This is a genomic window from Verrucomicrobiia bacterium (genome assembly GCA_035629175.1).
Classification (GTDB): Bacteria; Verrucomicrobiota; Verrucomicrobiia; order Limisphaerales; family DASXHY01; genus DASXHY01.
Window position 1 is genome coordinate 75078 of the sequence record DASPIL010000103.1, and the last position, 12716, is coordinate 87793.

Consider the following 12716-nt stretch of genomic DNA (forward strand, 5'->3'; position numbering starts at 1 on the left):
CCGAAACCCTGACGCTGCGTGTCCACAAAGCGCTTTCCTTTCTTCGAGTCTGATTCATAGGATTGCCTCCGTTGCCGACGACATCGTCCACTTCGAGCCATTCAACGCCTGGGAACCGGCCGTCCGGCCGATTTGCTCCGACTCGATGGTCTCTTGTGCTGGCTGCTGGCGGATTGGACACGCAGGATGCACGCGCGGCGCTGGAAACGTTGTGCCGCATCTACTGGCCTCCGCTGTATGCGTATGTCAGGGGAAGAGGTTTCAGCCCTGAAGACGCGCGGGATTTGACGCAGACCTTCTTTGAGCGATTGCTCGAACGTCGGGGGATTACTTCGGTTGACCGCGCGAAGGGGCGCTTCCGCTCGTTCCTGCTCGCGTGCATGAATCACTTTCTCTCTGATGAATGGGACAAAGCACGGGCCTTGAAACGCGGCGGCGAAGACCTGATTGTTGTCGAGCTTGAGGATGCAGAGGCCTGGTTCGATATGTCAGCCAGCGAGTCACTGACGCCCGAGCGCGCCTATGAGCGGCGTTGGGCGGTGACGTTGCTGGAGCAGGTGTATCGCAAACTGCAGGCGGAGCACGAACGGCAGGGGAAAATTCAACTGTTCACAGTGCTGCGCGGCACGTTGGCCGGAAAGACAGACGAGCCCTATGCGGCGCTCGGCGCAAGACTGAACTTGAGCGAGGGGGCTGTCAAAGTCGCGGCACATCGGCTGCGCAAGCGCTACCGCGAACTGCTGCGTGAAACAATCGCCGAAACTGTTTCGACGCCCGAAGAGGTGGAGGACGAACTGCGATACTTGTTTCAGGTGGTTCAGGGTTGAAGGCGACGCAAAAGATTCCCAACATCCTGTAACCTTCGGCCGCATCTTCCTTTGTAGTGGGTGAAGTCAAATTGTGAGCGCAACGTGCAATCAATGCGGGAAACCACTGGCGTCGGACGCTCTGGGCGGCAATTGCCCGGAATGCCTCTTCAAAGCAGGGTTGGTCGAAACGCGCGATGTTTCCGGTGCAACCGCCAGCGGTTCAGGCGCGGCACAAGGGCCATTGAAGCCGTCCGAACTCGCACCGCTTTTTCCGCAGCTCGAAATCATCGAATGCATTGGTCATGGCGGAATGGGCGCGGTTTACAAGGCGCGGCAGCCAAAGCTCGGGCGGTTGGTGGCGCTGAAGATCCTTGGCGCAGACAAGGAGCATGACTCCCGATTCACAGAACGATTCCTGCGCGAGGCTCAGGCACTCGCGCGGTTGAATCATCCAAACATCGTCACGATTCATGATTTCGGGGAAGTCGCTGGATTGTTCTTTCTGCTGATGGAGTTCGTCGATGGCATCAGCCTGCGCGCATTAATGGAGAAGGGTCGGATGACGCCGGAACAGGCGCTCGCGATCGTTCCGCGTGTTTGCGAGGCACTTCAGTTTGCGCACGAGCACGGAATCGTGCATCGCGATATCAAGCCCGAAAACATCCTCCTGGACACGCAGGGCCGCGTGAAGATCGCTGATTTTGGAATAGCCAAGATCACGGGCGTGGCGGGCGAACGGGCCAATCTCACTGCGGATCAGCAGGTCATCGGCACTCCGCATTACATGGCACCTGAGCAGGTCGAACACCCGCGTGCGGTGGATCATCGCGCGGACATTTTCTCTCTTGGCGTTGTTTTTTACGAGATGCTGACGGGCGAGTTGCCGCTCGGCAAATTCTCTCCGCCGTCGCGAAAGGTGCGGATCGATGTGCGGCTCGACGAAGTGGTTTTGCACGCGCTGGAAAAGGAGCCGGAACGCCGCTACCAGCGTGCCAACGAGGTCAAGACGGCGGTGGAAACGATTGCCAGCACGCCGCAAGAGAAAGCCACCGACGAGGCACTCAGCAGTTCATCAGCATGGTGGCGAAAGCCCTCGGTTGCGATGGCTCTGGCAGGGGCAGCGCTGGCAGTTGTTCTTTGGATGGCATTGTCCGAGCCCGCGGATCCTCCGGTCAAAGCCCCGCAAGTAAAATACGTCACTGAAGATGCGCACGGAACCCCGGCAGTGCCGCCGGCGCGATTCGTTCGGCTCGTGATCGATCGACACAGCCTGACACTGGATGGCCGGGCGACGTCCTGGGAATTGCTTGCCGGAGAATTGGAACAGTTTACAAACCGGGCAAACACGGTCCTTGAATGGGGGATCGCGGGCGACAACGCCACCCTGCGGGAACAAGGCGAGTACCATGCCCGTGTGCTCGGCGCCGTGGGACGTCTAGGCTTCCTCTACATTAGTTTTGTCGGGGTGCAGCCTGCTGCAAGGGACCGTGCGTCGGTTGCGACAGCGACAAACGACCGGCGATTCACCGAGCGCCTCACCCCGGTCACGATTCGAACCAACGGCGCGCCATCGACCAATGCCTTTCAGGCGCGGGATCTTAGACTGGCGCCCGCGGTCCCATTGATCCGAGGTGCGCTCCTGGAGCGGGCGGAAGCATTGTTGAATGACGATCAACGGGCGGTGATCGCGTGGACCGACCGGCAGTTTCGGGGATATTTTGACCGTCGCACCTTCGACGAGATCTCGGACGACGAACGCGAAACGATGGAGGCGCGTTTGCTCCACGCGCTGAAAGGTCCTGAGAATCGTCAATATTACGAAGCCATCAACACGCTGGGTGCGTTGCGTACGCCGAAGGCGACTGCTGCTTTGCGCGAGATCGCATTCAGCCGCCTGGACAAGAACAACCGGGATCGTTGGATGGCGATTCGCGCGCTCGGCCTAGCGGGCGACACAACCGCGGTACCCGATATGATTCATCTCGTGTACCACGGAAACGTGAACACCCGATGGTGGGCGCAGGTCTCCCTCGTCCGATTGACGGGACAGAATTTTGGGACGGACTGGAAGGCCTGGGGCTTTTGGTGGAATCAAACGGGCGGCGAGCCACAATTCACTCCGCAAGTGATTCGGTGGTGGGATGGCCAGCCACAGGAGGATTCATTGGCGGCGACTCTCGCGGAAGGCGACCGAAAGTTTCTCGGCAGTCTCCGAGGCGATTGACCCGGGGGCAGGTTCTCATTAGCTTCGAGGCTCATTGACCAAGGCCATCGCGCCAGCCCCGTAAGCTGGGCGCGATTACATCCCGTGGACAAGAGATATGAACCCTAACGAAACCTACTACGGCGCCACGCCAGTCAGCGAGTTGAACCAGGAATCCCGGGGCGTATTCGTCTCGCGCACCTACTCCCACCTGTTCTGTTCTATTACCGCGTTTACGCTGCTCGAGATTGCGTATTTCAAAACGGGGATCGCAGAATCCGTCGCGAGGGTTCTCCTTGGCGGTTCGTGGCTGATTGTGCTCGGTGCGTTCATGATTGTGTCATGGCTCGCGCGAAGTGTCGCACATCGCGCCGAATCCAAGGCTGCCCAGTACGCCGCTCTCTCAGGCTACGTGCTTGCCCAATCGATTATTTTTATCCCGCTCCTGTTCATCGCGAATGCCTATGCGCCAGGTGCGATCGCGAGCGCGGCCGCCGTCACGTTCGTCGCGTTCACGGGCCTCTCGCTCATCGCATTTTATTCGCGCAAAGACTTTTCCTTCCTGCGCGGCATCCTGATGTGGGGAGGCATTGTTGCTCTGGTATTGATCGGCGCGGGAGCCATCTTCGGGTTTCAGCTCGGAACGTTCTTTTCCGTCGCAATGGTTGCCCTGGCAGGTGGAGCGATCCTTTATGACACGTCCAGGGTGCTGCACCACTATCCCGAAGATCGTTATGTGGGCGCCGCGCTGGAACTTTTTGCTTCCGTCGCTTTGATGCTCTGGTACGTGCTGCGGCTGTTCATCGGCCGCCGTTAAGTAAACGATTCTCCACGCGGTCCGGCGAATGCACGGCCGCACGGATTTCAGCCGCCGCAAAGTCGTCCGCGCTTTGCGGCGGTTTTCACTTGGTGAAGAGAGCTTGAATTTTCAATGGGTGCGTGTGAGCTGTGCGGGTGCTGACCACCATACGCAGGGCTGAGTATGTTGAGCTGATCATCCTGTTCTTCATACAGGGCGCGGCTTTGGGCATGTGGTTCGTGCCGCTGAGCCCTGTTCTCGAAGCCCACGGCCTTTCCGCGATTCGTCCCTACGCCTTCGCCGCGTCCGCGGTTGCTGCCTTTGTTTCCCCTCTCATTTTCGGCGCCATGGCAGATCACACAGCGTCGCCTGTTGCCGTGCTGCGGGGACTGGCAATCGCGACTGCGGCGGCAATGACCCTTGCAAGCACCGCGATCGGGCAGCACTGGAACGCGTGGCTGGTGTTGGGAATCATCCAATTGCACGCCCTTTGTTCTGCACCGACCTGGAGCATCGCATCGACGATCGTCCTCGCCCGGCTGGCAGATTCCCAGCGCGAATTCGGTCCCATCAGGGCCATGGGGACGCTGGGATGGATGGCAGGATGCCTGTTCGTCAGTGTCATTCGTGCGGATACGTCGCCTTGGGCGGGATACAGCGGAGCAATGACATGGTTGCTGGTTGCGCTGTTCACATTCTTTCTGCCGCAGGTGGAGACGCCACGTGCGGTGCAGCAGTTGAAGTTGCATCAACGGTTTGGGCTGGATGCTCTCACGCTGCTGAAAAATCCAGACCATCGCGTCGTATTCATCACCGTTGCACTGTTCGCGATACCGCTGGCGGGGTTTTACCCGTATGCGCCGCCGCATCTTCAGGAGCTGGGATTCGTGCGGGTCAGTGCGTGGATGAGCCTCGGGCAGGTGTCGGAAGTGATCGCGATGTTTGCGCTGGGAATGCTGATGACGAAGTGGCGCCTGAAATGGATTTTTGGAATCGGGTTGATGTTCGGCGTGATGCGGTTTGTCGTGAGCGCGTTCGACACTCGATTCGCGCTGCTGACGGGAATCTGCCTTCACGGATTCTCCTTCACACTGGTGTTCATCACCGCCCAGATTTATCTGGATCAGCGGGTGGATCCCGCGTGGCGCGCGCGGGCACAGGCCCTCATGGCGCTGATGAATGGCGGGGTGGGGAACCTTCTGGGATATCTCGGAACAGGATATTGGTTCCATCTCTGCGGCGGCGCGCAATCCGCCTCATGGAGGGTATTCTGGGCCGGGCTTGCTGGCGTCGTCCTTTGCGTGCTCTGTTACTTCCTGCTTGCGTATCGCGGCATCGGCGGGGCTCATGCATCGCGCCGCTGAGGATCGTTTTAGTTTGCCGCAGGCAGAGGCACCGCGGTGGCGAGCGGAAGCTGGAGTGTAAATGTGGCGCCCTGGCCGCGCCCGTCGCTGTGCACCGAAAGCGAACCGCCGAGTTCCTTCGCAGCGTTGGCTCCGCTATGCAAGCCGAACCCATGGCCATCTTTGCGTGTGGTAAAGCCTTGCGTGAAAATGCGTCTGAGGTCGTCCGCTGAAATTCCAACCCCATTGTCCCGAACGGCGATTCGCACTTGCTTGTGATCCGTTGCGTCGAGGCCGACCACGATGCGGCGGTTGCCGGGCTGGCCGTTGAGCGCCCACTTTGCGTTGCTGATCAGATTGATGAGAATCTGCAGGACCTTGTGGCGATCCATGAGAAGGGGCGGCACGTGCTGAAACTCGCGAACGAGCTGAATGCCGTGGCGGTCGAGCGCCGCGCTGTTGATGTGAATCGCATCCTCGATGAGGTCCTTGACGTCGAGTTCCTCCAGCACTCCACCCGACTTGGCGTGACTTTGTTGCATCGCAACGATGACTTTTATGTGATCGATGTTCTTGGCCAGGGAATCGAGTTCACCCTGCATGAACACTTTTTCATGATCGAGGTTGTGGCCGAGTTGCGTGAGGTATTCGGGAAGGGTTTTGCCGCGGGGATCCTCGGTGAGGAAACGGGTCAGCTCGGTCGCAGGGCGCTTGAGCAGTGTTCCGCATTTCGCAACGTAATCGACGCGGGATTTTCGCAGGCGCTCGGCCAGGAGAGTCGTGGAGACGTTCACACTGTTGAGCACGTTGCCAACGTTATGGAGCACGCCTGTGGCGACCTCTGCCATGCCTGCCTGGCGGGAGGCCGCGATAAGCCGGCGCTGGGTGAGCGCGAGTTCAGCGCGAGCGCGCTCCTTCGCCTGCACCTGATCGCGCAGCTGGCGTGTGCGTTGCTCAACCCGCACTTCCAGTTCGTCGTTTGCGCGCTGAAGTTCTGACTGCGCCTGGTGGAGCAGCTTATTCTTCCTGGAAATCAGCAGCGCCCACACGACAGCCACGCCGAACACCACGAGCACCCCAAGCAGCACCGACAGCAGCCGCGTGAAGGTCCACCAGGGAGGCCTTTGCAGCACCACGACATCCTTGGGCGAGCGCAGGTGCAGCATGAACGAACGCGGCTTGCCGTGCTCGTCGCGTTGCACCTCGTAAAGGCCTGTCAAGGCAACGCGGCTGCCGAGTTCCAGATCCATTGCAGCGCTTTGTTCGGGAGTGGAGGCGTCGAATCGCGCTTCATATGCCGAGCCGCCGGACTCGATCAGCAGCACCACATCCGAGCTTTTGCGCACGATATTGAGCAATGTTCCGTCGGCATTCGCCAGCAGACCTTCGAGGCCGAGATTCACGACCCTGGGCGCTGCGATCATTACCGGACGGGGCTCGGGCTCGCGGCCGACCTGGCGGAAGACTGCTTCGCGAAGCAGGAACTTCCGGCCTTCGTTTCCGGGAAATCCCACGACCTCGACCTGGTCGCCGATGGCGAACCGATTGGTTTCCTGGCTGAGGACGAACAGGCCATCGGCTCCATCCTGCAGGCAGAGGTATCGGCCGGGCGCCTGGAGAACCACGGTTCCCGACGTCCGCGCGCGACGGTTCAGGGCGCGTTCGATGCTGAATTGACGGAGGCTGGAAATCGATCTGAGGGGCAGTGCGAAGAGATCTGTGGGGCGCGGCTCTTCGACCTTGAAGAATTTGCTCTCTGGCGACCAGAGCTGGATGCCGGTGAGCTGGTGTCTGCCGTTGGCCGTCGCAGCGCAAACGCCTGTCACGCGGATGACAGAGCCTGACATCGTTCGCACCCAATCGGCCGTGGGGGTCCAAACCTGGAATTCGCCGACCGAGGTGCTGAGGTCGAGCCGCATCAAACCATTCGTTTCGGTCACGTCCCTCACATAGCCGCGCATCTCAATCCAGTTTCCATCCTCAACACCGGTCAAAGCCTGTTCCATGCTGACGAGCGCGGCAGACCGCAAATCACCCCAGCCGGAGCGCGTGAGAACAGCATTCGTGACGGCAGGCACAAAGCCCCCGGGTACCACTTCTCCCTCAATCGTAACAATCGTTCCCGGTTTCCAACTTTCGTTGCCGACCCACTGCGGGTTGAGAATCCGCACTCCGCCGCTGGCATCCCGCACGAATGCGAATGGCGTATTTGCGTGCGACCAGGTGACGACTGCCCGCATGTTGACCTTCGGCCGGAGGGCCGCCTGGGAAGCGGAAAGTTCGCGCACTTGTTCCGCCAGGATCAGCTGTTCAGGCGCAGAATCGCGCAGCGGGGAAGGCGTGGATTCCTCGAGCGGCCGATACAATCCATCGCGCAGGCATTGCTCCACTCCGATTACATGCGCCCGCCCGAATGCGCGCACCCGTTGCCCGACCCGCAAAGGCAATGTCTGATCGCTCCGAATCATCAGCTGACCGTAATCGTCCCAAATCGTCAGCCAGTTCCCGGGCTCATGGTTGCGCACCACTCCCTCCACGAGGTAAATCTGGTTGGTTGGCGAATCTTCACGGATCTCGTTGCTTCGATTGAGAGGCCCGCTAAAACGGGGATCGGTATTCAGATTGCCAACGACTTCAATCGCGTCCGAACTCGGAAAGTAGAGCGATAGGCTTTTGAGAATATCGTCCCGGTCGAACTGCGGGTTCGCAACACACGTGATCCGGATTTGATCGCCAGGTTGCACGGTGATGGCATTCGTTCCCTTCAGTCCGTATGCCATCGCTGATCTGCCTCCCACCAGGACGCGCATCGTCAGGTGGGTGGTGTCCTCCAGTGTGGTGTCAACGAGGGCGTTGACCGTGATCAATCGCGAACGGAGTTTGATGGGATCGTCAAACTCAGGGACGACGAGCGGCTGGAGGGGAACCTGTTCAAGCACTCGGACGGTCGTGCGTGTCCAATCGAACTGTTCACGGGATGGGAGGATGAATCCCTCGACGAGCACCCTTTGGCCGGGCTTCAGCGGCACAGCGCAATCGCTGAGCGGAAGAAAATTTGCGACGCCCTGGCATTCTCCCCAGGAGTTGTTCCATTCGTGATCGAAGACGTAGATCAGCATCTCCGTGCGAATGGGAAACGCCTGGGTACGTTGCTCGAATGGAATCTGCCAGATTTGTATGACGTTCGTGAGGACAGGCAGGGGCGGGGCATCCTCGGCGCGCACTGAGGGGCCGGGGAACATGAGCAGAAGTGAGCCCGCCGCAAAGAGTGCGGCGCGGGTGCGGGCTGCTATGTTCGCGGCAATGGACAAGGCGCTGCAGACGCTGGTCCGAATAGTTTGCGGACAGGATCCGGGCCCTTTATCGGAGGGATTCTCCGCTGGTTTAGGAGTCGATCAATGTCTGTGCGATCGCATTTCCCGCGATCCAGCCTGTCGTCCACGCGGCCTGGAAGTTGAACCCGCCCGTAATCCCGTCGATGTCCAGCAGCTCTCCCGCGAAGAAAAGGCCGGGACAAACGCGGCTCTCCATGGTTTTGAAGTTCACTTCCGCCACGGGCACCCCGCCGCAGGTGACGAATTCATCCTTGTTCAGGCTCTTCCCGGTCACGTCAAACGATGTGCGGCATAACTGCTGAACCAGCATGTGCTGGGTTCCCCGTGACAAATGGGACCACCTCGTGTCCCCTGCGACCCCGGCGCACGCCGTGAGTTGTTCCCAAAGCCGGCGGGGCAATGGAGACATCGGGGTATTGATCACCCGTTGCGCTGCGTCCGTTTGGCGCCTTCGCTGGAAGTGCTCCTGAAGTTTCTCCGGCTTGCTGCCTGGAATCCAGTTCACTGTCAATGGCGCGCGGTATTGAGCATCGCTCAAAGCGCGGGCGCCCCATGCCGACAGCCGCAGAATCACAGGCCCGCTGAGACCCCAATGCGTGATCATCAGCGGCCCGCGCTCGCACAAGCCTGCGCATCGGACCTCCGCATCCTCGATTGCCACCCCCGCGAGAGCCCGCAGCCACGGCACCTCGATATGAAAAGTGAACAGCGATGGCACGGGCGGCACCAGCGAATGGCCCAGCGAGACAGGGATTTCTCCAAGGGCCGCCGTGCGGCAACCCCCGGTGGCGAGCAGGAACCGATCACATTCAAATGGCTCGCCGGTTGTGAGGACCAGGTGGAAGCGCCCGTCGCTCTTGCGCGTCGCCGACTGAACTCCGCAGCTGGTGCGCACCACGACCCCGGCTTCAAGGGCTGCCCGTGTCAGGCAATCGATAATGGTGGCGGAGCGGTCGGTCGCCGGAAACATCCGGCCGTCAGCCTCGGTCTTGAGTGCGACCCCGCGTCGTGCAAACCACTCCACGGTGTCGCTGGATTGAAACCGCTGAAGCGGCCCGATCAGCGCGCGTTCCCCGCGGGGATAACGTTGTGCGAACGCGCGAGGATCGAAAAGGGCGTGCGTGACGTTGCATCGGCCGCCGCCTGAGATCCTGACCTTGGCCAGAACGTGGGGCGCTTTTTCGAGGACGACGACGCGCGCTGACCGATCGGCCTCCGCGCATGTGATCGCCGCGAAGAACCCCGCTGCGCCGCCGCCGGCAATGGCCACGCATTTTGAGTTCACGTTCGCGTGCCGCGCGGGGGAATCAGGCTGTTGCCGGAAAATTAATCGAGGCGCTTGACGCGAATGTTGCGATAGCGCACCACACTGCGTGGGTCATGCGCTTGCAGGCCAAAGGTGCCTTCGTTCAACTTGCGCGTAAACTGCCGTCCGGCCTGGGCTCCCGCGGGCTCTGAGTATTCCAGCACGACAATCCCATCAATTCGCACCGTGATCTTGTTGCCATTGACTGTGATGTGCTGGGTCCACCAGGTGTTATCCTTCGCCGGCGTGTGGCCCAGGTTGGCGACATCATACAGGCTGCCGGTTTTCTTCCAGTCGCTGTGGGAGACATTGACCTGGCACTCGAACCCCGTGGCCGGCCATCCGTTTTCCTGGTATTGCGTGTGAAAGTAAATTCCCCCATTTGAATTCGTGTCGGTCATCACCTCCACCTTGAGTTCGAAATTGCGGAAAGGCTTCTGGTCGCCGCTGTAGAACAGGTGGCTTCGCGCGCCGCGCGTGACCAATGCACCGTCTTCAATTTTCCAGGTGTTCGTGTTCTCGTTGGAGATCCTCCAGCCAGCCAGCGATTTGCCGTCGAAGATGGATGTGAATCCCTCCTCGCCCTGCGCGAGGGCGCATTGCAGCGATCCGGCGAGGATGAGGCCGATAATAAAGCGAAGATGAAGATGTTGCATGGCGCGACGCTAGCAATCCATGGCTCAGGTGGCAAGCGGGCCAATTGGCGGCTGCGGGTGCGGCTTCCGAAATTTGATTCGCGTCACGCCGTGGTTTTCCCCCATATTCGCCGCCAATGAAGTCCATGACGGGTTACGGCCGCGGCGAGTGCTCGCAGGACGGTTTCAAGATCACTGTTGAACTGAGTTCCGTGAACCGCAAACAGACGGAAATCTCCGTCACGCTGCCTCGCGAGCTGGAGATGCTTGAGGCGCAAATCAGGGACATCATCAATCATCAGGTCGGGCGCGGCCGGGTCACGGTTCGCGTGACGCTCCACGCCAGCGCTGGAACGATGGCCGCCAGGCTGCACCTGAACGTGGACCTCGCCAAGGCGTACGCGCGGGAGCTCAACAAACTGGCGCGCCATCTGAAACTGGAGGGCCGGGCCACGCTCGATCACCTCGTGCGCGCGCCAGGCGTGTTCCAGACGGACGAGCAGATTGCCGAGGATGAGGATTTCTGGCCCGCCGTGGAAAAGGCGCTGAAAAAGGGACTCGAGGGGATGCTGAAGATGCGGGAGCGGGAAGGGGCGCACCTTGAGAGCGACCTGACGGAACGCATCGAGGCGATGCGCAAGGCCGCGCGGGAAATCCAGAAACAGGCTCCACAGGTGGCGCAGCGTTATCGCGACCAGCTTCTCGAACGGATTCGCAACGCGGGTTTGGATTCCCCGAATCTCGACGATGAACGGTTGCTCAAGGAGGTCGTTTATTTCGCCGACCGCTCCGACATCACGGAGGAATTGACACGGCTGCAAAGCCATTTTCAGCAGTTCGATGATTGCGTCAAATCACGGGAACCCATCGGCCGCACGCTTGATTTTTTGGCGCAGGAAATGAACCGCGAGGTGAACACGATTGGCTCCAAGGCGAACGACAGCCTCATCTCGCGCGGGGTTGTCACGTTGAAGGCGGAACTGGAACGTTTTCGCGAACAGGCGCAGAACGTTGAATGAACTCCCGGCGCACCAAGACGGCTGGGGCGGTGGAAGAAGTCCGGCCACAACATCCGCTCCTGATCCTCATTTCCGCCCCGTCAGGCGGCGGCAAGACCACGCTGTGTGAAGCGCTGTTGAAGGCCCGTCCCGAGATGACCCGCGTGATCACGTGCACGACGCGCGAACCGCGGCCGGGCGAGGTCGATGGACGGGATTATTTTTTCCTGGATGCGAATTCATTTCTCAAGCGGGTCCAGGCGGGAAACTTCCTGGAGCACGCCACGGTTTATGGAAACAGCTACGGCACCCTCAAATCCGAGGTGCTGGAAAAACTGCGGCGCGGGCGCGATGTGCTTTTGAACATTGATGTGCAAGGCGCAGCGACGGTGCGGACGAGCGCACTGGCCGATCCTGAATTGAAACGCGCGCTGGTCACGATCTTCCTGACACCGCCTTCCATCGCGGTGCTCGAGACTCGATTGAAAAGACGCGCCACAGATTCCGCTGCCAACATCCAAAAGCGGCTGAGCGTGGCCCGCCAGGAGATCGGCCAATGGAAGAATTTCGATTACCTGGTGATCAGCGACAGCGTCGACCGCGACCTGCAACGAACCCTTTCGATTATTGAGGCTGAAAAGATGCGCACGGCGCGCGCGGAACTGCCTGACATGTGATGCCTGGGCGTGGCGTGTGTCTGCCGGCGAGCTGAAAAAACTCTGACAGCTATGAATGGAAAGAACATCGTCCTCGGAGTCACTGGTTCGATTGCAGCGCACAAAGCCGCCGACCTGGCCAGCCTGCTGACGAAACGGGGCTGCGCCGTGAACGTTGTGATGACCAGTGATGCGCAACGGTTCATCACGCCATTGGTTTTCAAAACCCTGACCCGGCATCCCGTGATCACCAGTCTCTACGATGAGGAGGAAGGCTGGAAACCCGCGCATATCCGCCTCGCTGATGAAACGCGCCTGCTGCTCATTGCGCCGGCGACGGCAAACACCATTGCGAAACTCGCGCTCGGACTTGCGGACGACGCATTGACCTGCATTGCGCTCGCGCTGAATCCCGGTGCGAAAATCCTGATCGCGCCCGCGATGAATGGAAAGATGTGGTTGCATCCCGCGACACAGCAGAACGTGCAGGTGTTGAAATCGCGCGGCGCGGAATTCATCGGTCCCGAGGAAGGGATGCTGTCCTGCGGCTATGAAGGCATCGGGCGGCTCTGGCCGGTCGACAAGGTGGCTGAACGCGCATTGCAGTTGGTTTGATCAACGCGGGTGTGTCG

10 protein-coding genes are annotated in these 12716 nt (G+C 60.2%); 7 read left to right on the forward strand and 3 right to left on the reverse strand.

The genetic code is table 11. The features are described from left to right. Nucleotides 1–155 precede the first annotated feature (155 nt). The 4 genes from VEH04_18810 (at nucleotide 156) to VEH04_18825 (ending at nucleotide 5175) form a co-directional block, all read left to right on the forward strand. Complete coding sequence (locus tag VEH04_18810; protein HYG24824.1) at nucleotides 156–827, forward strand: sigma-70 family RNA polymerase sigma factor; 672 nt, start codon at nucleotides 156–158, stop codon at nucleotides 825–827. A 73-nt stretch (nucleotides 828–900) separates the two neighbouring features. Then, entirely contained in the window at nucleotides 901–3033 is a 2133-nt protein-coding gene (locus tag VEH04_18815; GenBank protein ID HYG24825.1) for a protein kinase, read from the forward strand. A 97-nt stretch (nucleotides 3034–3130) separates the two neighbouring features. Further along, entirely contained in the window at nucleotides 3131–3829 is a 699-nt protein-coding gene (locus tag VEH04_18820; protein ID HYG24826.1) for a Bax inhibitor-1 family protein, read from the forward strand. A 137-nt stretch (nucleotides 3830–3966) separates the two neighbouring features. Continuing rightward, nucleotides 3967–5175, forward strand: coding sequence for an MFS transporter (locus VEH04_18825; protein ID HYG24827.1), 1209 nt, complete (start codon nucleotides 3967–3969; stop codon nucleotides 5173–5175). An 8-nt stretch (nucleotides 5176–5183) separates the two neighbouring features. Here VEH04_18825 and VEH04_18830 read toward each other — a convergent pair whose 3' ends face one another. From VEH04_18830 to VEH04_18840, 3 genes are all read right to left on the reverse strand, one after another. Further along, the gene (locus VEH04_18830) at nucleotides 5184–8396 is read right to left on the reverse strand and encodes an ATP-binding protein (protein HYG24828.1); all 3213 of its coding nucleotides are present in this window, start codon (nucleotides 8394–8396) and stop codon (nucleotides 5184–5186) included. 142 nt (nucleotides 8397–8538) lie between these two features. Continuing rightward, entirely contained in the window at nucleotides 8539–9774 is a 1236-nt protein-coding gene (locus VEH04_18835; GenBank protein ID HYG24829.1) for an NAD(P)/FAD-dependent oxidoreductase, read from the reverse strand. A gap of 41 nt (nucleotides 9775–9815) precedes the next feature. After that, nucleotides 9816–10451: a DUF1080 domain-containing protein gene (locus VEH04_18840; protein HYG24830.1), complete on the reverse strand. Its 636-nt coding sequence runs from the start codon at nucleotides 10449–10451 to the stop codon at nucleotides 9816–9818. A 116-nt stretch (nucleotides 10452–10567) separates the two neighbouring features. Between VEH04_18840 and VEH04_18845 the strand changes: the two genes are divergently transcribed. From VEH04_18845 to VEH04_18855, 3 genes are read left to right on the forward strand one after another with little or no spacing between them, the layout of a single operon-like run. Next, the gene (locus VEH04_18845) at nucleotides 10568–11449 is read left to right on the forward strand and encodes a YicC/YloC family endoribonuclease (GenBank protein HYG24831.1); all 882 of its coding nucleotides are present in this window, start codon (nucleotides 10568–10570) and stop codon (nucleotides 11447–11449) included. Beyond that, nucleotides 11446–12105 carry a guanylate kinase gene (gene gmk, locus VEH04_18850; GenBank protein HYG24832.1) on the forward strand — a complete coding sequence of 220 codons (660 nt, stop codon included), beginning with the start codon at nucleotides 11446–11448 and terminating at the stop codon, nucleotides 12103–12105. Before VEH04_18845 ends, gmk begins: the two co-directional genes overlap by 4 nt. A 51-nt stretch (nucleotides 12106–12156) precedes the next feature. After that, nucleotides 12157–12699, forward strand: a complete 543-nt coding sequence (locus VEH04_18855; GenBank protein ID HYG24833.1) for a flavoprotein — start codon at nucleotides 12157–12159, stop codon at nucleotides 12697–12699. Nucleotides 12700–12716 lie beyond the last annotated feature (17 nt).

What these genes read in the sequence shown, in the direction of transcription:
- VEH04_18820 (HYG24826.1), top strand. Translation starts at nt 3,131, where the DNA reads ATGAACCCTAACGAAACCTACTACGGCGCCACGCCAGTCAGCGAGTTG.
- VEH04_18830 (HYG24828.1), bottom strand. Translation starts at nt 8,396, where the DNA reads ATGTTCCCCGGCCCCTCAGTGCGCGCCGAGGATGCCCCGCCCCTGCCT.
- VEH04_18840 (HYG24830.1), bottom strand. Translation starts at nt 10,451, where the DNA reads ATGCAACATCTTCATCTTCGCTTTATTATCGGCCTCATCCTCGCCGGA.
- VEH04_18845 (HYG24831.1), top strand. Translation starts at nt 10,568, where the DNA reads ATGAAGTCCATGACGGGTTACGGCCGCGGCGAGTGCTCGCAGGACGGT.
- gmk (HYG24832.1), top strand. Translation starts at nt 11,446, where the DNA reads ATGAACTCCCGGCGCACCAAGACGGCTGGGGCGGTGGAAGAAGTCCGG.
- VEH04_18855 (HYG24833.1), top strand. Translation starts at nt 12,157, where the DNA reads ATGAATGGAAAGAACATCGTCCTCGGAGTCACTGGTTCGATTGCAGCG.